The organism is Paenibacillus sp. A3M_27_13, assembly GCF_024213315.1.
In the GTDB taxonomy this organism is placed as follows: Bacteria; Bacillota; Bacilli; order Paenibacillales; family Paenibacillaceae; genus Paenibacillus; species Paenibacillus polymyxa_B.
In genome coordinates, this window is the sequence record NZ_JANAVE010000001.1 from 700,312 (window position 1) to 719,825 (window position 19,514).

Consider the following 19,514-nt stretch of genomic DNA (forward strand, 5'->3'; position numbering starts at 1 on the left):
TTTGGAGACTCCCTTTTTTAATTCTAATATGCACAGCACTTCAATCCTCTATGGTAGATAAGTCACCTGTAGGAAGGTTAAGCTCCCAGGCTTTCAACACGCGTCTCATAATTTTACCGGAACGGGTTTTGGGTAGCTTTTCCTTAAACTCAATTTCGCGTGGAGCAGCATGAGCAGACAGCCCTTCCTTAACGAAGCGATAGATGTCCTGCTGTAAAGCTTCAGACGGTGCATAGCCTTCACGCAGTGCAACAAAAGCCTTGATAATCTCTCCCCGCACGGTATCTGGTTTTCCAATGACTCCGGCTTCCGCTACTGCAGGATGCTCCAGAAGCTTGCTCTCCACCTCAAAAGGGCCAATTCGCTCCCCGGAGGAGTTAATGACATCATCAATCCTACCCTGAAACCAGAAATATCCGTCCTCATCCATGTAAGCTGAATCACCCGATACATACCAACCGGGAAAGCGGAAATATTCCTGAAACTTGTTCGGATTGTTCCATATACGATTCATCATGGATGGCCATGGTGTACGGATCGCCAAGTGGCCCATCCGGTCAGGAGGCAACACCTGCCCTCTGTCGTCCAAAATAGCAGCCTGAATACCTGGGAGTGGCTTTCCCATCGAACCCGGCTTAATTGGCAGCTCAGGGTAATTACAGATCAACTGTGCTCCTGTTTCCGTCATCCACCAAGTATCATGAATGCGCTGTGTATACACTTGCCATCCCCATCGCACCACTTCTGGATTCAACGGTTCCCCAACGGATAATACATGCCGCAGACTGCTAAGATCATATTTGGAAACAACCTGCTCCCCTGCGCTCATCAGCATCCGAAACGCTGTAGGAGCACTATACCATATGGTCACTTCGTGACGCTCAATCGTGCGGTACCAGTCTTCCGGGCTGAAACGCCCCCCACGAATGACATTCGTCGCTCCATTTAGCCATGGAGCAAAAATACCGTATGATGTTCCCGTGACCCAGCCAGGATCAGCAGTACACCAATACACATCATCTTCCCGCAAATCCAGCACCATTTTGCCAGTATAGTAATGCTGAATCATCGCATTTTGCACATGATACACGCCTTTGGGCTTGCCTGTTGAGCCTGATGTATAGTGAATAATTAATCCATCTTCACGATTCAACCATTCTGGCTCAAGTTCCTCTGAAGACATAAGCATTTCTGTCTCGAAATCGATAATTCCCTGCTCGCGTGCATCCATATCACCAACCACAAAAATATGTCGCAGCTCAGGAAGCTCCTCACGTTTTACCCGTGACAGAAGCGCAGGTGTGGTCACTAATGCCACCGCCCCACTATCCTCCAATCGATCCTTAACCGCAGTTTCCATAAACGCCTCAAACAATGGACCGACAACAGCTCCAACCTTTAGAACACCAAGTAAACTAATAACCAGCTCGGGTGAACGTGGCATGAAAATAAACACCCGCTCCCCTTTACCAATACCGTATTTCCGCAGCACATTTCCGAACCTGTTAGAACTAGCACGAAGCTGAGAGAAGGTGTAGGTTTCGTGACGGTTTGCGTCACAATACAATAGTGCCGCTTTCTCACCTCGTCCTTCCTGTACATGTCGATCAATGGCTTCATGTGCCATATTGACCTTGCCTGTTTCATACCACGTAAAATGACGCTCTGCATCCTCCCACTGAAAGTTGTTGTAAGCTTGTTCATACGGGCCCATGTTGGATGTGGGAACTACAGTCTGGAGTTCTTCAATCTTCATGCGTTCAGCCTCCTCACAATGGATTAATGAGAATCACACAGAACAAGATAACGCTTACAAAATCAATAAAGCAGATGAAGTCCTTTGGTGTACTGGTTGATTTAAGCACTTAATTGTGAACATTTTATGTCTAAAACAGTATATCATAGGTCAGGATGTGACGACCATCCTTTTCATTTAATTGTTTTTTTGCTATAAGTAGGGGATATGAGGAACGAGCTCATGGCGAACAAGGAGGGCGTACACATGCAGCATTTAAAACTGTACCACTTGGACACGCTGGATCATAACGGACAAACAATCTATGTAGAAGGCCCCGTATCCGCGGATCAACTGCGTTCATTTCAAATGCACAAGCAATTAGATGCCTTTCGCAAACCAAAGGAACAGTTCGACGCGTTGGTGGATATTTCGGAACTGCCAGAAGGCAGAATTATCATTGCCCACAACGGGGAAACCCTTCTGGGATATGTTACTTTTCATTACCCAGATGAGATGGAGCGCTGGTCGGAAGCTGGCATGAAGGATTTACTGGAACTTGGAGCTGTTGAGGTAGCCGATGACTATCGTGGTCTGGGCCTGGGTAGCCGAATGATTCGGATTGCCTTTGAGGACAGACAACTTGAATCCTATATTATTTTTACCACCGAATACTATTGGCATTGGGATTTAAAAGGCAGCGGTCTCTCCGTATGGGAATACCGCCGCATGATGGAACGTCTGATGAAAACTGTAGATATGGTCTGGTACGCCACGGATGATCCTGAAATATGCTCACATCCTGCTAACTGTCTGATGGTACGAATGGGAAAGGATGTGCCCCTCGCATCACAGGAGCAGTTTGACCATATCCGGTTTGTCCGAAGATTCATGTATTAAAAAATTATACTCTTATCCCAAATGCTTGAGCATGAACTCCACAATACGATGCGAACGATGTGAAGCTTCTACCGTAAATTCAGCATAATTAACGTGAGCCGATCCATCAGCCTTATCTGACATAGATCGTAGGACAACATAAGGCACAGCGTTCATATGAGCTGTCTGAGCCACAGCTGCACCCTCCATTTCGGTACAAGCACCGTCCATTTCCTGATGCAATGCAGTCACTAACTCACGATTTGCAACAAATTGATCGCCAGAAAGTACCTTGCCGACAATATACCGATCGCCAAACGATTTGCAGGCTTGCTCAGCTAGACTTGCAAGCTCGGGATCTGCCACAAACTCTGAGGTGTCCTGATAAGGAATGACCCCTCTGGCATAGCCCAAAGGCGTTACATCCATATCATGCTGCATACATGTTGATGAGATGACAATATCCCCAATGTTTAAATCGGGATGAACTGCCCCTGCCACTCCCGTAAATATAATCTGTTCTACACCAAAATGATCAATCAGGATTTGTGTTGTTACCGCAGCATTAACCTTGCCTACACCGGATTTGCAGACAACGACTCTTTGCCCGTGAATGATTCCTGTGGTGTACGTGATTCCAGCCTTGACCGTCTTGCTCGCTTCCGTCATCGCTGCCAGCAGCAATTCAATTTCTTCATCCATAGCACCCATTAATCCATAAAGTCGGCTCATTACGCATCCCTCTATTCTTGGTTTGATGATGATGTCCATAAGAAGCTTTATATCCGCGAAAAAAGCTCCATCAAAGGAGCTTTCATCGAAGGTATATCCTATTCAGCACTGCGTCTAGTCTAAATAATTAACTGACAACCGCAAAATAGTTTCATGCGGCAAAATAACGCGAGGATTCTCCACGTTTTCCTTTTTCATCAGCTTGGTCAGCAAACGCATCGCTACCGCACCCAAATCGTACATCGGTTGCGCGACGGTTGTCAGCTGAGGACGAACCATAGAGGCCATACGAATATTGTCAACACTGATTACCGAAAAATCATCAGGAACTTTCAAACCCTCATCCTGAATACTGTGGATCGCACCAATTGCCATTTCATCCGTAGCAGCAAAAATCGCACTTGGCTTCTTCTTCAGGCCGAGAAAATATTTCATTGCTTCGACACCGGATTCATAACGGTAGTTCCCGATTCGCACGAGATCCTCCTGATAATCAATTCCGGCTGTTTCCAGTGCTCTCTTGTAACCTTGGAAACGTGCATAGCCGTTTGCAGGGTCTTGAAGCGTACCACTGATCATTGCGATTTGACGGTGTCCATGGCGGATCAACGTGTTTACTGCATCAAAAGCAGCGGCTTCATGGTCGATATCGACCGAAGGATAGCTTCCTTTTTCATCACTCGTTGCACATAGAACGATAGGGACCGCAGCTGTATGGAACGCCTGAATATGCTCGTCCGTTACTGTACCACCCATGAACAGAAGACCATCCACTTGCTTTTCAAGCAATGTGTTGATGACACGAATCTCTTTTTCTTTTCGCTTGTCGGCATTACACAAAATAATATTATAGTGATACATATTCGCTATATCCTCAATACCGCGCGCAATTTCTGCAAAAATTGAGTTCGATATATCCGGTATAACCACGCCGACGGTCGTTGTCTTCTTGCTCGCCAGACCTCTAGCGACCGCATTTGGGCGATATCCCAATTGTTCAATCGCTTCGTACACTTTCTTGCGGGTCTGAGGTTTCACATTAGGATTATTGTTAACTACGCGGGACACTGTGGCCATTGAGACACCAGCTTCGCGAGCTACATCATAGATCGTTACCGTCACATTCCTTCTCTCCATTGCCAATAAATTTTCAACCGAATCCTAGATCAACTAATTAGAACCATGATACGACAAAATACTACTTTATGCAACGACAGCACACATTCTATCTATGTGAGATGATCGTGGAGTGCACGGGCTGTAATATTCGAATGGGATGTATGCCAAACAGCCTCTCCGCCCTTGATTAAAATGGCCTGGGGGGATTCATGCTTCACCTGAAGCCTGTCCGCGGTTTCATTGGACACCGGCCGATCTTCTACTACATAAATGATACCGTATTCAATATTTTCGTTGGGAGCGCCATGCAAATAGGACTCCACTTCCTGATATGCGCCTGCACTTATCGGACAACGTGTGCTATGTTTAAAGAGAAGCAACGGCTTGTCTGATGACGCTTCCAGAGCCGTATTTAATTGTTGAACAGTAGTCATTTTTGTCATCGTCGCCATTGGATATACATTCCTTTCTGTGTCTTGTCGTATGGCCTATTCACATCGTAACAAAAAGAACATGTAAAATCCAATGGTGACCATGAAAATTTTCATATTTTTTAGTTTTTTGTATTCGTAAATACCGATTCACTGGTAAAACCGGATAATTGAACCAATTTTTTCTCTACATCATTCATCCAATCTTCGTCTCCCAGACTTCTCGCATAGCGATAAAGATCCAGTAAGAGATTAATTCGAAGCTCCATGCGCTCCTCCAAAGCAGATTGCCAATCCACATTGGGATTGTCCGCTTCCTCCAATACAAGCTTGCGAATTATTTCTGCCAGTTCATTGTTGCGAGCAAAAGATATTCTCCGTGCCGTAGGTTTGCTCCCTAGACTTTGTAATAGTGCCTTAATGTCCTTCGTCACATGCTGCAAAACCTCACTGGAAAAGCATGACGAGCATGAGAATACAGGGACGTGCAAAATTTCAACCTTGCCCGCATAGATTACCTTTCGCAGTTCCAGTCCCATCGGTTTGCCACATTGACATTGCTTCTGCATTTAACCACCTCATTACGTAGGATCAAACTATACGAGGATCTCATCAGAATCCAAATATATCTATCTACTAGTCTAATAAATAATTGTTAACTCCATTAAATCTATCATACCTTGTTTTATTTCGACTTTGGGACCTCAAATCCTTCCACAGATTGCAGCTATGAACAAATTACCAAAGCTTTGGCGGGTCAGAAAATGACGACAATTGCTGTCAAAGAGCAGACTACTAACATAAGAATCTGCGAAGGAATGGACTTCGAGCGTTCTTTTTCTTAAGATGTAAAAGTACAGATTACAAAACAGAGGTGTCATCATGTGACGCACGAAAGGATGGTTGGATGTCAAGACTTGCCGGAAAAAAGGTTATCGCCCTGGTGGATGAGGAATTCGAGGATCTGGAGCTGTGGTATCCGATTTACCGTGTTCGTGAAGAAGGCGCAGAAGTGCATTTAGCCGGTGCGGAAAAAGGTAAAAAATATATTGGAAAATATGGCGTACCTGCTGAAGCGGAATATGCCTTTGAGGAACTGAATAGCAGTGATTATGACGGGATTCTCGTCCCTGGCGGTTGGGCACCTGATAAACTGCGCCGCTATCCCAAGGTAATTCAACTCGTACAGGAGTTTCATGCTGCTCATAAGCCGATTGGACAAATCTGCCATGCAGGCTGGGTACTGATTTCTGCTAAAATTTTGGATGGTGTTACGGTAACCTCCACACCAGGTATTCGTGATGATATGGAGAATGCAGGAGCTATTTGGAAGGATGAGGCAGTTGTGACGGACGGACATATTGTATCTGCTCGTCGGCCGCCTGATCTTCCACCTTACGGAAAAGCGTTCTGCGATTTGTTAGCAGATAACACCCAGAAATAAGAGATTAAGTTAATTTTCCGTAATCTCAAGAGGCTGTCAACAAGATGAAAAAAAGAACCTTCAAAACCATGAATAAGTGGTTTTGAAGGTTCTTTTTCGTCCAAGCCGTGCTACGCCATTAAGGTTTGCTACGACAAGCTCAACAGTACGGGGTGTTGGCTGTGCAAAGCTTTGCGGACATTATATATTACTGCCGTCCAGGCCCGGCCGGAGTGCAGCTGACATTAGCTGCAGTCAGCTTGTCTTCGATCGCTGCACCAGTGGACATGCCAAAGCAAACCTGAGCGACTGTCGTTGCCTCAGATGCAGTCGTATTCAGCACACGATGCTTGACCCGCAACAAAGATTGGGGAGACATGCTGAGTTGATGTATCCCCAGTTCCAGCCAAAGAGGAACGGAACGTTCATCTCCAGCCATCTCACCACATACACTTACATCAATTCCTGCTTGATGTGCCGCTTGTGCAGTCATGCGCAGCATTCGAAGTACAGCTGGATGGTATGGATGGTACATATGTGCAATCTGCTCATTCATACGGTCTACAGCCAGCACATACTGAACCAGATCATTCGTTCCGATACTAAAAAAATCTGTTTCAGCTGCCAATAGATCAGCGATCATCGCTGCAGCCGGTACCTCAATCATAATTCCTCGCTGAATGTTTGGATTATAGGCAAGCCCTCTTGCATCCAAATCCGCCATAGCCTCCTTCAAAAGAGCATCTGCCTGGCGGACCTCCTCCACGGATGAGATCATCGGATACATTACCTTGATATTTCCCGTTGCACTGGCTCTTAAAATTGCAGTCAACTGGGTTTTAAACAATTCCTTCCAATCCAGACTGATCCGTATAGCACGGTAACCTAGAAAAGGATTTTCTTCCTCTGGTAGTTGAAGATAGTCCAACGGCTTATCTCCACCGATATCCAATGTACGGATGACTACAGAGTGGTTTCCTGCCTTTTCCGCTATCAGCCGATATACTTCATACTGCTCCTCTTCATCTGGAGCAGATTTGCGATCCATGTATAAAAACTCCGTGCGGAACAGTCCCACACCTTGAGCGCCATGCTTCAAAGCTGCCTCCAGCTCTTTAATCGAACTAATATTGGCCGCCAGCCTCAGGGTGGTTCCATCCTTGGTCACGGCATCTACAGAAGCAAGCACCTGAAGCTGCTCTTTTCTGCGTCGCTGCTCGTCACGCAAAATTTTATAATGATCAGTTACCGTTTTTTCCGGATTCACATAAACTTTGCCCAGGTCTCCATCCACAACCATCATATCTCCCGTTTGAACGGGCAAATTCAGATTGCTCTCCAGTCCTGAAACGAGTGGAATACCAAGTGCGCGGGCCATGATCGCAGAATGTGATGTTTTCCCACCATTCATAGTTACAATCCCTAAAACATAGCTAGGATTCAAGTGTGCCGATTGGGAGGGTGAGAGCTCCTTGGCTACCAGAATATAGGGCTGCGTATCCTTGGGAAGAGTCACTTCCGGTGCACCCAGCAAATGCTTGAGCAGCCGGTTTCCCACATCTTTGATATCGATTGCCCGCTCCTTCATATATTCATCATCCAGTAAATCAAACATTGTTACAAAATGATCAATGGCTTCCTTCACGGCCACCTCGGCCGCCTTATACTGACGCTCAATAATTCCGCGAATTTCATTCATGAATTCTGGATCTTCCAATATCGCAAGATGAGCATCAAAAATGCTGGATTCCTCCGGCCCCACCATCTCTCGAAACTCATCCTTAATAAACTGGATCTCACTTTTGGATGTGCGTATCCCTTCATACAACCGTTCAAATTCCTTTGCAAGATCTACCGCATCCATTTTTTGATCAGGTAAATCCCACTCCCAGCTCGGCAGGACAAATGCCTTCCCGATTGCCACACCTGCTGCGGCGCCGATGCCTTCTATCATGTTTCTACCCCTCCAACATTCCTGTCATGCAGCACAACGGACATTACCGAGGCCTGACCTTTTTTCACTGTTTTAAACGGAGCAAAGCTCCACGACTTGACGCGATCCGGATTCGTGATGACCATAGGAGTCACCAGTGATGGAGCTTGCTCTCGCAGCGCCTGCAAATCAAATTTGATCAGCAATTGCCCCGGTTCCACCGTATCGCCTGCTTCTACCATAGCAGTAAAATTTCCTTTTAGCTGTGAAGTATCAATCCCTATGTGGAGCAGAACCTCAAGTCCCTCTCGTGTGGAGATGCCTAAAGCGTGCATAGTCGGATACAAGTGCATCACAGTACCATACACTGGAGACACAAGTTCACCACGTTCAGGAACAAAAGCAACACCGTCCCCGACCAGCTTCGTCGCAAAAATTTTGTCAGGCACTTCATGAATCGGGAGCATTTTTCCATGTACAGGAGCGTTGAACAAAATTTGAGGGAGATCACGCTCCATCAGCTTCGCGATTTCCTCACGAATCAGTTCTGAATACGTTCCGAATACAACCTGCAAATTACCTCCACCCAGATTGATAAGCCCGGCCGATCCCAAAGCCTTCATCGCTCCGGTATCGATCAGTCTGTCATTGTGGACGGTCAGCCGCAAACGTGTGATGCAGGCCTCCACCTGCACAATATTTTCCTTCCCGCCAAGTGCTTCCAAAATAAGCGGAGCACTATAAGGAATATTGCCGGCCCAATCCTCCAGAACCGAACCTTCCTCGCGCCCAGGAGTTGGAATACGGAACCGCCGGATAGCCCATCGAAACAGTACATAATACACAAGCCCATACGCCACTCCCACTGGAATTAACAACCAGGCGTTATGTGAGAGATGAAAATTAAGGACATAATCTATAAAACCCGCCGAATAGGAAAATCCGTGATGAATATCCAGCTCAAAGGTAAGCCACATGGCCAGCCCAGACATAACCGCATGAACGAGGAACAAATAAGGTGCTGCAAACAAAAAGGCGAACTCGATCTGTTCCGACACTCCGGTAAAAAAGCAGACAAGCGCAGCCGTCAAAAATGTTTTTTGCACCTTTGGCTTCAAATCTTCACGTGCTTCCTGAATGATCGCCAGCGCAATGGCAGGGATCGCAAACATCATAATGGGGAACAACCCGGACATGAAATAGCCCGCTGTCGGATCGCCAGCAAAAAACCGGGGTAAATCTCCCTGCACAACGTTGCCAGACGGCGTTTTATATGTACCCAGTTGAAACCAAAAAATATTATTAAGCAGATGGTGCAGACCAAAGGCCGCCAGCAACCGATATAGAATACCGTAGATAAACAGTCCAAAGCCGCCCAAGCTCGATTCCAGACCTACTATAAATTGCAGCCCTCTCTGTATGAGTGGGGCAATAATTAGCATGAGTCCTGCAAACACAGCCGAGAAGAGGCCAATAAGCAGCAGAACAAATCGGGTACCCCCAAAAAACTGAAGCACCTCGGGCAATTTGATGCTTTTGAAGCGATTATAAGCCACCCCTGAAATGACCCCCAAAATGATACCAATGAGCGTCGCCGGTTGAATGAGTCCGTTTCCAAATCTCAATGTGACCTGATCATATATAGCCATACCAGCTAATGCTGCCAGTCCCGCCTGACCTGCCTGATTCGACATCCCCAGTGCAACACCAACCGCAAATAAATATGGCAAAAAATAAAAAATCCCATGTCCCGCCGCATTTGCCATATCAGACACCATAGGGAATCCCCATGTGGACCAAGGAAGGCTGCCGAGACTTAGCAATATTGCAGCGGCTGGTAGCACCATCGTCGGGAGCATGACAGCACGACCGAGCTGTTGTAAGGATCCGAGCCAATTCATGGCATTCCTCTCCTTTCTATCCCTGATGGTAAGCCGAATAAATACTTTTGTCAAAGCAATGATTCCATCTGCCAAAATATTTATTTACGCTTCTACAGGTCAAAAAACTTTATCACCACAACAGATAACACTATGAATCCGTCTAGACCATTTTCATCATCAGGCATACATACATTATATGGATTGCTAAAAGTATAATATACTTTACCATATTCCTCATTTCGCACCAAAAACCTTCAACCCTGTGAAGCAAGGGAAGAAGGTTTTCATGTGCGTATAGCACGGGTCACTGATCCTTGTTTATCCTTTACGTACAGCCTGGGTCACTGAGTCCTCCACCTTAATGCAACGATCCATAATAACCGTCATTCCATGCTCCTGCGCAATGTCAGCGGCTTCCTGGCTTATAATCCCCTGTTGAAGCCACAAAATCTTAGCTCCAATAGCTGCTGCTTCACGCGCAACCTCTGCACAGTATTCACTGCGGCGGAATACATTGACCAGCTCCACAGGCTCAGGTACTTCAGCAAGACTGGCATAACAAGTCTCCCCAAGAATCGTTTGCCCTGCCGCCGCAGGGTTAACCGGAATAATCCGGTATCCCCGCTTCTGCATGGCATAAGAAACCATATAAGAGGTTCGATCTGATTTATCAGACAAACCAACAACCGCAATATTGCCTACTTGTTCCAAAATGGTTTTAATCTCTTCTCTCGACGGATTTTCAAAAGCCATCCTGTTCCCTCCTATTCGCATCTTCGTTTGCTTTTATTTTACCCATTCTACAGAAGCACCAAGCGTCGTTAGATGATCAAAATACTGCGGATACGATTTGGCGACATGATGTGCATCCTTGATCACTAACGGCTTCTGTGAACGCAAACCTACAATCGTCAAGGCCATAATAACACGGTGATCAAAATGCGCGTTAATTTCCACGCCACCTTCGACACCTTCCGGTCTGCCATGTACGATAATTTCCGCTTGGCGTTCTTCTACCCGAGCTCCAGCCTTGGTCAGCTCATTCAAATAATCGGTAATGCGGTCGCATTCCTTATACCGTAAATTCTCCACGTTATAAAAGCGGGACGTGCCTTCAGCAAATACAGCCGCAGCCACCATTGCAAGCACAGCGTCTGTTGCAGCATCACCGTCAAACTCGACAGCTTTCAATCGGCCATTGCCCTTCACGACAACGGTATCGTTCTCGTGTGTCAGTGGCACTTCCATCATGCGCAGCACATCTACGATAGCGCGTTCTCCCTGTTTGCTCTGCTCTTTAAGACGATGAATGGTAACATCAGAATTCGTTACTGCAGCAGCCGCTAGCACCGCTGCACTCCCTGGATAGTCTCCCTGTACAGTATACGTACGTGGCTGATAGGATTGCCGCCCCGGGACACGGAAAGACATGTAATCATCGCTTGCATGAATGATAATACCAGCCTCTTGCAATACCTCCAGGGTCTGCCCAATGACCACCTTGGATTTCAAATCATGCAGCACTTCGATTTCACTGTCTTCCTCTAGTAAAGGCGTAAGGAATAGCAAGGCGCTCAAATATTGTGAGCTAACCGAGCCGGACACCTGAATTTTACCGCCTTTCGCCTGACCACCCTGAATACGAATTGGCAACTTACCTTCACGATGATCTACTTTCACACCCAGTTGCCCCAGTGCATCGATTAGATCATCATGTGGTCTCTTACCCAATGAGTCGGGATATGTATTAACAAATGTAACATCCGGACATAGAGATGCAATACCCATCAAAAAACGGAGCACCGCTCCTGCGTTTCCCACATTCAATTCCTTCACAGCTTGAGGATGGCTACCAAAACCTGTAATAATTATTTTTTCATCATCCTCTTCCAGTACTGCACCCAGATCGGCGATACAACGACGCATAGCATCACTGTCTTCACTATGAGCTGGATAATAAATGGTACTTTGTCCCTCAGCAAGTGCCGCAGTGAGCAGATAGCGAGTAGTGTAGTTTTTGGAGGACAGGGCCCCAATCTCTCCTTGCAAGGAAGGGGTAGGTCTAACGATAACATCCATAATGTACATGCTCCTTTTCGGTTCAAACCATCCTATTTTACGTTAATTATACAAGTTGTAGCATTCATTTCTCCACCCAAAAAATAAGAAATATTAATCTAGGTCGCCCGAGTGAATCCCGTCGGTTAATTAATCTATACCTGCCTTTAGGATTAAGCCAATTGACAGCCTAGAGATAGCTTAGCTATCATACATAGAGTATGTGTGACATTTTGCACACATCAAAAACATACGCAGCACCCATTATTTATCAGAAAAGAGGTCCGGCCATGACGCAAATCGCCCTGATTGAACCTTCTGAGTTGCGCGCACGTCTGCAAGCAGGAGAGCAATTGCAATTAATCGACGTCCGCGAAGCGGAAGAAGTAGCGGAAGGCATGATTGAAGGTGCCAAGCACATTCCGCTCGGACAGCTTCCGGGTCGTCTTGAAGAAATTGAACGCACCGGTGAAATTATCTTTATTTGCCGGAGCGGTTATCGCAGTGAACGAGCCTGCGAATATCTACAGCAGCTAGGTTATGAAGGCTGTACTAACATGACCGGCGGCATGCTGCAATGGTCACAGGAGCAATAGAAAACCTACTTAACAAAAGAGACGAGAACTTCCCGTCTCTTTTGTTTTAACTCAAAGCTTAGACGCGGTAATGCATTAAAATATTCTGTCCCTATCATACCATAGCCTCAAAAGATTACACAATCCTCTACTACCCTAGAATGATATCCATAATTAAAAATTAAAAACGGAAGCTTCTTCTACCCATAGGGCAAAAAAGCTTCCGTTGTATTACATAATGCTATTCATACATATCCGTCCGTTCATTAGAACCATTGATGATGGAATACGCCTTCTTTGTCCACACGTTTGAACGTATGGGCACCGAAGTAGTCACGTTGTGCTTGCAGCAGATTTGCTGGCAAACGCTCAGTGCGGTAGCTGTCATAGTATGCAAGCGCGCTGGAGAAGCCAGGCACTGGAATACCTTGAGATACAGCCACGGAAATCACTTGACGCCATGCATCTTGATACGTTTCAACTACATTTTTGAAGTAAGAATCCAGTAACAGGTTTTTCAAGGCAGGGTCGCGGTCATATGCATCCTTGATGTTTTGCAGGAATTGCGAGCGGATAATGCAACCGCCGCGGAAGATCATAGCGATTTTTCCGTATTTCAAATCCCAATCATATTCATCGGAAGCTGCACGCATTTGAGCGAAACCTTGAGCATAGGACACAATTTTACTTGCAAACAGTGCTTTACGTACGCTCTCGATAAATTCTTTTTTGTCGCCGCTGAAGGACTCAGCATTAGGACCGCTCAGCACTTTGCTTGCCGCAATGCGCTCGTCTTTCATAGCAGACAAGAAGCGGGAGAATACGGATTCGGTAATCATGGACAATGGCACACCCAGATCCAAAGCGCTTTGGCTTGTCCATTTACCTGTACCTTTTTGACCAGCAGCATCCAAGATAACGTCTACCATTGGCTTGCCTGTTTCAGCATCGTATTGGGAGAAGATGTCAGCTGTAATTTCGATCAGGTAGCTGTCCAGTTCCCCTTTATTCCATTCCGTGAAGATTTCATGAAGCTCTTCCGCATTCACGTTCAGGACTGATTTTAACAGGTGATAAGCTTCACCGATCAATTGCATGTCGCCGTACTCGATACCGTTATGCACCATTTTTACATAGTGACCAGCACCGTCGGGACCGATATATGTACAGCATGGGTCGCCTTCCACTTTGGCAGAGATTGCCGTCAGAATCGGCTCTACCAGTTTATAGGCACTTTCTTGTCCACCCGGCATAATAGCAGGACCATTCAAGGCACCTTCTTCACCACCGGATACGCCTGTACCAATAAAGCGAAGTCCTTTTTCCTCCAGCTCCTTGCTGCGGCGCTGTGTATCAGGGAAGTAGGCATTGCCTCCGTCTATAATAATGTCGCCCTTGTCCAGATGAGGCACAAGCTGTTCAATCGTGGCATCTGTAGCTTTACCAGCTTGAACCATGATCAGGATTTTACGGGGTGACTCCAATGAGTTCACAAATTCTTCAATAGAGAAAGTACCCGTCAGTTTTTTACCTTCTGCTTCTTTGATAAGATCGTGCGTTTTTTCTGGAGAGCGATTAAAAACCGAGACGGTGAAGCCTCTGCTCTCAATATTAAGGGCTAAATTCTTACCCATTACCGCCAGGCCGATCACACCAATTTGCTGTTTTGCCATCTGGTTCCTCATCCTTTGCAACATATTTTGTCTTCTACATCGCCGCTTTACCGCATTACACTTTATGTGAATCGGAACACGTGCACTTCTATTTTAACGTTTTTGGTGTCAGAAGTGAACCCCTGTCTATTCACAGATCAAAACACCCCATTTTCATGAGGTGTTCAGATGTATTACACTTCCATCATCAGCAGTTGGTGGGATAGCGTTTGCAGGCGTTCATGGCAATTCCCGATTTTAGCCTTATCTCCGTCTGTCATCGCTGTGAACAGTTTCTCCAATTCATCGTCTACTTCCATTTTGAGCAGCAGCAGCCTGGTTTCCCCTTCATTGGAAGCGTACATATCCTCCATTTCCTGTGCGGACAGCACCGGTCCTTTCTGATAAATGACACGCTGCTTAAAGCCAGTAACCTCGACCAGACGAATAACCTCACCGAACAAAATATTTTCCACTAAAATATGATGATCCTTAACTCTTTTGACAATGGCATGACCTCGGGTGCTTCCAATCAGCTTCTCCAACCACTCAGCCAGCTTGGCATCGCGGATTACATAATCTCCAGCTAACTTGTAGTGTCCTGTGCGCAGCTGTTGAAAACGGAGCTTCACCAGCTTGCGCCCAGTTCTCACCGACAAAACCAGGTACGACTCATCCTCGCTCCAGTACAGCGAATACCCTTCCGATATCAAATCCTTGATCAGATTATGGATATGCCGACGGCTAAACCGGAGCTCTAGATTGCAATATTCTACCTCACAGCCCTTGTTCACGGCATTCCCTCCTTTTTCAAGTCCGATTCAAGAAGTCCGGCTACAGCAAGCCTGCGGCTTTCCCGCTTGATCTTCCCTTGCTCTATTTTATACTTCATTTTATGTAAGGGTACTTGGTTATTTGACCTATTTTTATGAGTAACAGCGCACAATCCTACTTTTGCCTTATATGCTTGTTTCAAACCTGGTCTAAAGTCGGCCACGCCCGGCGGCATTATGCTATAATCGGACATATTACGCCACACGACATGGCCTAACCCAGTTACAGGAGGAAAAGGAATGACATTTAGTGGATTTACTGCAAAGGACTTCGATGTTTTTGAAATACCGGGGTTGGAGCCTCGTATGGAAGTGCTGATTCAGCAGGTTCGGCCCAAACTGGAGGCAATTGGCGAGGAATTGGCCCCGTTCCTGACAGACTTATGTGGGGAGCCTATGCACGTTCACGTTGCCAAGCATGCACGACGGAAAGTCAATCCCCCCAAAGATACTTGGGTTGCCTGGGCGGCAAACAAGCGCGGATACAAGGCGCTGCCGCATTTTGAGGTAGGCATGTTCGCTTCCCATCTTTTCGTCATCTTCGCAATTATTTATGAAAGCCCGAACAAAGCTACATTTGCCCAGGCGCTCGAAGCCAACCTGAGTGATGTACGTTCTAACCTACCGGATCATTTTTACTGGTCCATGGATCATATGGCTCCAGAAGGCACAGAACAACAACACATGGATAATGAAGATTTTCAAACGATCATCCACAAGCTGCAACAGGTAAAAAAAGCGGAGGTCATGTGTGGAATCCGTATTGACCGAGAAGATCCACTCGCCAGCGACGGGGCTGCATTATTACAGGCTGTGCGTTCTACCTTTGAGCATTTACTGCCGCTGTACCGAATGTCTTTCTCGAAAGAGTAAGCCCTCGCCGCTTTTCAAGGTGCTGTTCAGGCCTCCACAGTCTTCCTGCGTGGATTACGCGCCAGAGCCAGGTGGCAGCCAAACATGAGCAGCATCACGACCCCACTGATGATAAATGGTGCTGTGTGTCCGGCACGGTCCCATAGCACTCCTGAAACGAGCGGGCCTATAACCATGCCGGAGCCTTGAAGTGTTAAAAAAAAGCCCCATACCGTTGCTCGCTCGCTTTCCGGAATCAGTCGGGCAAGAAATGTGTTCCATGCAGGCAAAATGAGCGCATATCCCAAACCAATAAGCGCTACGGATACAAACACCAGCGGAATAGAGCGAACGATTGAAAAGAGAAACAGTGTAATTCCGGCTAGCAAAAAACCAACATGTAGAAAATACTCCGTTCCAAGTCGGTCGACCAACTTGCCGCAAGGGATCAGTGCCAGCACAGTCACCCCACCGCCTGCAATCAGGAGGACGCTGTACAGGTTTGGTGAAATCCCGAGGTCCGTCCGAGCGTATAGCGTCAGTACCGGGCTGATTAAACCGATAACAAAAGACTGCAAAAACAGCGCCGGGTAAATTAACGGATTGACGTTAAGCTTTGTTTTGAGCACGCCAATCGTCTCCTGGATTCCTTTCAGAACTCCCCGCTTCTGCTTTATGTGCCCATCAGACGACACTAGAGCGCTCTGTTCGAGGTCACCTTTGTTAGCAGACCTTTTCGGTCCTGGCAGCATGAGAGCAACCAACAACAATACAACACTGCATCCTATCAAAATCATGAACACCATGCCGTAAGAATGCCCATAGTGGGATATGGCGAAGTTCATAATGAGCGGACCCAATCCCGTTCCGCCCATAGACGCAATTTCCAGTGTGCCCATCGCCGCGCCATTGCTGTTATTAGGCCCGGACATTTCGGTCGTTCCGGTCATAACACAAGGCCAGAGCGGAGAAGTACCCAGACCGAGCAGCAGACACGCGACGACGAGCCACACGGGCTCTGACAGTACGCTCAGCATAATAATAGCTACAAGCGTAAACAACAGTGCGGTCGACATCGTTCCACGGTAACCAAGCCGTTCAGCCATCCAGCCCGCCGGTGCCCGGAACGCATTGTCTCCAAAATATTGAAGTGAAAAGGCTAAACCAATAATCCCGGCTGACAAACCAAGCGTTTCTCCCATATATACCGGAAGGATGGATACCAGAAGAGATCCTTTCATAAATTCGACTAGAAATACCAAAACCCACAATTTGCTAAAAAAAGGAGTCCACAGCCGCTGCGGAGCTTCTTTTCGTCCTTTTTGCCACATCTAATCCACATCCTCCACCTTCGTTTTTTGGCTATAAAGACCGGGTTCTCCGCCTACTCCACTCTTTCGCAAATAAATGCGCCCTCAATCGCTTGCATTCCTACTTCAAACTGCTATACTCAATTTTGTTCTATTATCACTTGCACAGGATTGTCGAAATCCTGCACGAAAGGTTGTGACAACACTAATGAATCAAAGCAACACCCCGCTTTTTACTGCTTTGAAGAAGCACGCTCAGAGCAACCCGGTTCAATTTCACATCCCAGGTCATAAAAAGGGAGTCGGAGCAGATCCGGAATTTCGCGAATTTATGGGGGATAATGCCTTTTCCATAGATATGATCAACATCGCTCCATTGGACGATCTGCATCAACCAACAGGTGTCATCGAAGAAGCCCAAAAGCTTGCAGCAGATGCCTTCGGAGCAGATTATACTTACTACAGTGTACAGGGGACAAGCGGAGCCATCATCACCATGATTATGTCCATTTGCTTGCCAGGTGATAAAATTATTGTACCCAGAAACGTACACAAATCTATAATGTCTGCCATTATCTTTGCTGGTGCAAAACCAGTATTCATTTCTCCAGTCAGTGATGAAAATCTCGGTATTCACCACGGGGTTACAACCAAGTCCGTACGCCGGGCATTGGAACGCCACCCTGACGCCAAGGGCGTCCTTGTTATCAACCCGACATATTACGGTGTGTGCGCCGACTTAAAAGAAATTGTAGATCTCGCTCACAGCTATAATGTGCCGGTCCTGGTCGATGAGGCTCACGGGGTACTGATTCATTTTCATCCTGATCTACCGATGTCCGCCATGGAGGCGGGAGCAGACATGTCAGCTACAAGTGTCCACAAGCTGGGCGGTTCCTTGACACAAAGCTCGATCTTGAATGTAAATACGAAAAACGGATACGTTAACCCACAACGTGTACAAACGATTTTCAGTATGCTGACAACGACATCCACTTCGTATCTCCTGTTGGCTTCCTTGGACACATCCCGACGCAACCTAGCACTTAACGGTCATGAAATAGCACAACGAGCCCTTGATTTGGCTGAATATTGCCGCTCAGAGGTTAACAAGATTGAAGGACTATATTGCTTTGGTAGTGAAATTCTCGGCACGGAAGCTACCTACGATTATGATCCAACCAAAATTACGGTTCATATCCGTCATTTAGGTCTTACCGGATACGATGTCGAAAATTGGCTGAGAGATCACTACAATATCGAGGTTGAGCTTAGCGATATGTACAATATTCTCTGTTTGGTGACCCCTGGTGATACCAAAGAGGAAATTGAAATTTTGTTGAAAGCTCTGCGTGAGCTGGCTTCTCTGCACTATTCCACAGGTCAGGAGCATGAACTGGTTGTAAAGATACCGGATATTCCTCAGCTCTCCCTTATTCCAAGAGACGCTTTTTATGGAGATACGGAAATCGTGCCTTTCAAGGAATCTGCTGGCCGCATTATTGCAGAATTCATTTATGTGTATCCACCTGGTATTCCGATCTTACTGCCAGGAGAAGTTATTTCGCAGGACAATATTGATTATATTGTTGATCATGTAGAAGTAGGCCTGCCTGTTAAAGGACCTGAGGACCGAACAGTACATCAGGTGAAGGTTATCGTCGAGACTGACGCTATTTCATAATATTGAACTGTCAACACATGCTTACAAAATATGTTGATAGCCAACAAAAAAAGCCCCCATTTGGGGGCTTTTTCTTAAAGAGCTATGCAGCTGCTACATCCAATTCTATTCGTATTGGGCAACAAGCTCGCTATATGCGGCTTCTACACGTTTCCACTCATCTTCGTCCTCAATATTGTAAAGCACCATTTCTTCGTTTTCTTCTTCCATACGAAGAATAATGCCATCCGCTTCGGGATTGCCTCGCTCAAGCAGAAGAGCATAAACGTGATCTTCTACGTCAAAGGTCTCTACCAGCACCATTTCTACATCTTTACCATTTTCATCAGTTAGCGTAAGAACCATTTCTTCATGTTCGTGGTCATGATCGTGGTTGCAGGCTTCACCGTGTTCATGTTTGTGATCACTCATGGAA

General features: G+C 46.4%; 18 protein-coding genes. 5 read left to right on the forward strand and 13 right to left on the reverse strand.

Features of this window, described 5'->3' with window-relative positions; all coding sequences use genetic code 11:
* Window positions 1-40 precede the first annotated feature (40 nt).
* Window positions 41-1,756: an acetate--CoA ligase gene (gene acsA, locus NLX82_RS03285; protein ID WP_028540545.1), complete on the reverse strand. Its 1,716-nt coding sequence runs from the start codon at window positions 1,754-1,756 to the stop codon at window positions 41-43.
* Between the two features lie 246 nt (window positions 1,757-2,002).
* Between acsA and NLX82_RS03290 the strand changes: the two genes are divergently transcribed.
* The gene (locus tag NLX82_RS03290; protein ID WP_023989332.1) at window positions 2,003-2,635 is read left to right on the forward strand and encodes a GNAT family N-acetyltransferase; all 633 of its coding nucleotides are present in this window, start codon (window positions 2,003-2,005) and stop codon (window positions 2,633-2,635) included.
* Window positions 2,636-2,647: 12 nt separating this feature from the next.
* On the opposite strand, the gene NLX82_RS03295 is transcribed toward NLX82_RS03290, so the two are convergent.
* The 4 genes from NLX82_RS03295 to NLX82_RS03310 form a co-directional block, all read right to left on the reverse strand.
* Window positions 2,648-3,346 (reverse strand): 5'-methylthioadenosine/adenosylhomocysteine nucleosidase, encoded by a 699-nt coding sequence (locus NLX82_RS03295; protein ID WP_068941485.1) that lies wholly within the window; start codon window positions 3,344-3,346, stop codon window positions 2,648-2,650.
* Window positions 3,347-3,460: 114 nt separating this feature from the next.
* Complete coding sequence (gene ccpA, locus NLX82_RS03300; protein WP_023989333.1) at window positions 3,461-4,468, reverse strand: catabolite control protein A; 1,008 nt, start codon at window positions 4,466-4,468, stop codon at window positions 3,461-3,463.
* A gap of 107 nt (window positions 4,469-4,575) precedes the next feature.
* The gene (ytxJ, locus tag NLX82_RS03305) at window positions 4,576-4,917 is read right to left on the reverse strand and encodes a bacillithiol system redox-active protein YtxJ (RefSeq protein ID WP_013310927.1); all 342 of its coding nucleotides are present in this window, start codon (window positions 4,915-4,917) and stop codon (window positions 4,576-4,578) included.
* A 101-nt stretch (window positions 4,918-5,018) separates the two neighbouring features.
* Complete coding sequence (locus tag NLX82_RS03310) at window positions 5,019-5,465, reverse strand: hypothetical protein (protein ID WP_023989334.1); 447 nt, start codon at window positions 5,463-5,465, stop codon at window positions 5,019-5,021.
* Between the two features lie 338 nt (window positions 5,466-5,803).
* Here NLX82_RS03310 and NLX82_RS03315 point away from each other — a divergent pair, with 338 nt between their 5' ends.
* Window positions 5,804-6,340: a type 1 glutamine amidotransferase domain-containing protein gene (locus tag NLX82_RS03315; RefSeq protein WP_053325723.1), complete on the forward strand. Its 537-nt coding sequence runs from the start codon at window positions 5,804-5,806 to the stop codon at window positions 6,338-6,340.
* A gap of 187 nt (window positions 6,341-6,527) precedes the next feature.
* Here the strand turns inward: NLX82_RS03315 and ptsP are convergent, their stop codons facing one another.
* The 4 genes from ptsP to aroA all read right to left on the reverse strand — a co-directional run bounded on the left by ptsP (window position 6,528) and on the right by aroA (window position 12,214).
* Window positions 6,528-8,273, reverse strand: a complete 1,746-nt coding sequence (gene ptsP / locus NLX82_RS03320) for a phosphoenolpyruvate--protein phosphotransferase (protein ID WP_023989336.1) — start codon at window positions 8,271-8,273, stop codon at window positions 6,528-6,530.
* Complete coding sequence (locus NLX82_RS03325) at window positions 8,270-10,153, reverse strand: glucose PTS transporter subunit IIA (protein WP_023989337.1); 1,884 nt, start codon at window positions 10,151-10,153, stop codon at window positions 8,270-8,272. The genes ptsP and NLX82_RS03325 overlap by 4 nt, the downstream gene beginning before the upstream one ends.
* A 300-nt stretch (window positions 10,154-10,453) precedes the next feature.
* Complete coding sequence (locus tag NLX82_RS03330; RefSeq protein ID WP_013310932.1) at window positions 10,454-10,888, reverse strand: CoA-binding protein; 435 nt, start codon at window positions 10,886-10,888, stop codon at window positions 10,454-10,456.
* A gap of 33 nt (window positions 10,889-10,921) precedes the next feature.
* Window positions 10,922-12,214 (reverse strand): 3-phosphoshikimate 1-carboxyvinyltransferase, encoded by a 1,293-nt coding sequence (aroA, locus tag NLX82_RS03335; RefSeq protein ID WP_028540541.1) that lies wholly within the window; start codon window positions 12,212-12,214, stop codon window positions 10,922-10,924.
* A gap of 269 nt (window positions 12,215-12,483) precedes the next feature.
* Between aroA and NLX82_RS03340 the strand changes: the two genes are divergently transcribed.
* Window positions 12,484-12,789, forward strand: a complete 306-nt coding sequence (locus NLX82_RS03340; protein WP_010345522.1) for a rhodanese-like domain-containing protein — start codon at window positions 12,484-12,486, stop codon at window positions 12,787-12,789.
* A gap of 245 nt (window positions 12,790-13,034) precedes the next feature.
* Here NLX82_RS03340 and gndA read toward each other — a convergent pair whose 3' ends face one another.
* Together gndA and NLX82_RS03350 are read right to left on the reverse strand one after the other, a co-directional pair.
* Window positions 13,035-14,441 carry an NADP-dependent phosphogluconate dehydrogenase gene (gndA, locus tag NLX82_RS03345; RefSeq protein ID WP_013310934.1) on the reverse strand — a complete coding sequence of 469 codons (1,407 nt, stop codon included), beginning with the start codon at window positions 14,439-14,441 and terminating at the stop codon, window positions 13,035-13,037.
* 173 nt (window positions 14,442-14,614) lie between these two features.
* On the reverse strand, window positions 14,615-15,214 hold the full coding sequence (locus NLX82_RS03350) for a hypothetical protein (protein WP_023989339.1): 600 nt from the start codon (window positions 15,212-15,214) through the stop codon (window positions 14,615-14,617).
* Between the two features lie 279 nt (window positions 15,215-15,493).
* Between NLX82_RS03350 and NLX82_RS03355 the strand changes: the two genes are divergently transcribed.
* A complete protein-coding gene (locus NLX82_RS03355) occupies window positions 15,494-16,126 on the forward strand; it encodes a YktB family protein (protein WP_025724011.1) in 633 nt (210 codons plus the stop codon).
* 26 nt (window positions 16,127-16,152) lie between these two features.
* On the opposite strand, the gene NLX82_RS03360 is transcribed toward NLX82_RS03355, so the two are convergent.
* Window positions 16,153-17,436: an MFS transporter gene (locus tag NLX82_RS03360; protein WP_023989342.1), complete on the reverse strand. Its 1,284-nt coding sequence runs from the start codon at window positions 17,434-17,436 to the stop codon at window positions 16,153-16,155.
* A gap of 187 nt (window positions 17,437-17,623) precedes the next feature.
* Between NLX82_RS03360 and NLX82_RS03365 the strand changes: the two genes are divergently transcribed.
* A complete protein-coding gene (locus tag NLX82_RS03365) occupies window positions 17,624-19,099 on the forward strand; it encodes an aminotransferase class I/II-fold pyridoxal phosphate-dependent enzyme (RefSeq protein WP_013310938.1) in 1,476 nt (491 codons plus the stop codon).
* Between the two features lie 105 nt (window positions 19,100-19,204).
* On the opposite strand, the gene NLX82_RS03370 is transcribed toward NLX82_RS03365, so the two are convergent.
* Entirely contained in the window at window positions 19,205-19,510 is a 306-nt protein-coding gene (locus NLX82_RS03370) for a DUF1292 domain-containing protein (protein WP_007431055.1), read from the reverse strand.
* Between the last annotated feature and the right edge of the window lie 4 nt (window positions 19,511-19,514).

Excerpts from the sequence above, each read along its gene's own strand:
- gndA (WP_013310934.1), bottom strand. The coding sequence starts at position 14,441 with ATGGCAAAACAGCAAATTGGTGTGATCGGCCTGGCGGTAATGGGTAAG.
- NLX82_RS03360 (WP_023989342.1), bottom strand. The coding sequence starts at position 17,436 with ATGTGGCAAAAAGGACGAAAAGAAGCTCCGCAGCGGCTGTGGACTCCT.
- ptsP (WP_023989336.1), bottom strand. The coding sequence starts at position 8,273 with ATGATAGAAGGCATCGGCGCCGCAGCAGGTGTGGCAATCGGGAAGGCA.
- NLX82_RS03330 (WP_013310932.1), bottom strand. The coding sequence starts at position 10,888 with ATGGCTTTTGAAAATCCGTCGAGAGAAGAGATTAAAACCATTTTGGAA.
- NLX82_RS03325 (WP_023989337.1), bottom strand. The coding sequence starts at position 10,153 with ATGAATTGGCTCGGATCCTTACAACAGCTCGGTCGTGCTGTCATGCTC.
- NLX82_RS03290 (WP_023989332.1), top strand. The coding sequence starts at position 2,003 with ATGCAGCATTTAAAACTGTACCACTTGGACACGCTGGATCATAACGGA.
- acsA (WP_028540545.1), bottom strand. The coding sequence starts at position 1,756 with ATGAAGATTGAAGAACTCCAGACTGTAGTTCCCACATCCAACATGGGC.
- NLX82_RS03295 (WP_068941485.1), bottom strand. The coding sequence starts at position 3,346 with ATGAGCCGACTTTATGGATTAATGGGTGCTATGGATGAAGAAATTGAA.
- NLX82_RS03365 (WP_013310938.1), top strand. The coding sequence starts at position 17,624 with ATGAATCAAAGCAACACCCCGCTTTTTACTGCTTTGAAGAAGCACGCT.
- ytxJ (WP_013310927.1), bottom strand. The coding sequence starts at position 4,917 with ATGGCGACGATGACAAAAATGACTACTGTTCAACAATTAAATACGGCT.
- NLX82_RS03315 (WP_053325723.1), top strand. The coding sequence starts at position 5,804 with ATGTCAAGACTTGCCGGAAAAAAGGTTATCGCCCTGGTGGATGAGGAA.
- NLX82_RS03370 (WP_007431055.1), bottom strand. The coding sequence starts at position 19,510 with ATGAGTGATCACAAACATGAACACGGTGAAGCCTGCAACCACGATCAT.
- NLX82_RS03310 (WP_023989334.1), bottom strand. The coding sequence starts at position 5,465 with ATGCAGAAGCAATGTCAATGTGGCAAACCGATGGGACTGGAACTGCGA.
- NLX82_RS03355 (WP_025724011.1), top strand. The coding sequence starts at position 15,494 with ATGACATTTAGTGGATTTACTGCAAAGGACTTCGATGTTTTTGAAATA.
- aroA (WP_028540541.1), bottom strand. The coding sequence starts at position 12,214 with ATGGATGTTATCGTTAGACCTACCCCTTCCTTGCAAGGAGAGATTGGG.
- NLX82_RS03340 (WP_010345522.1), top strand. The coding sequence starts at position 12,484 with ATGACGCAAATCGCCCTGATTGAACCTTCTGAGTTGCGCGCACGTCTG.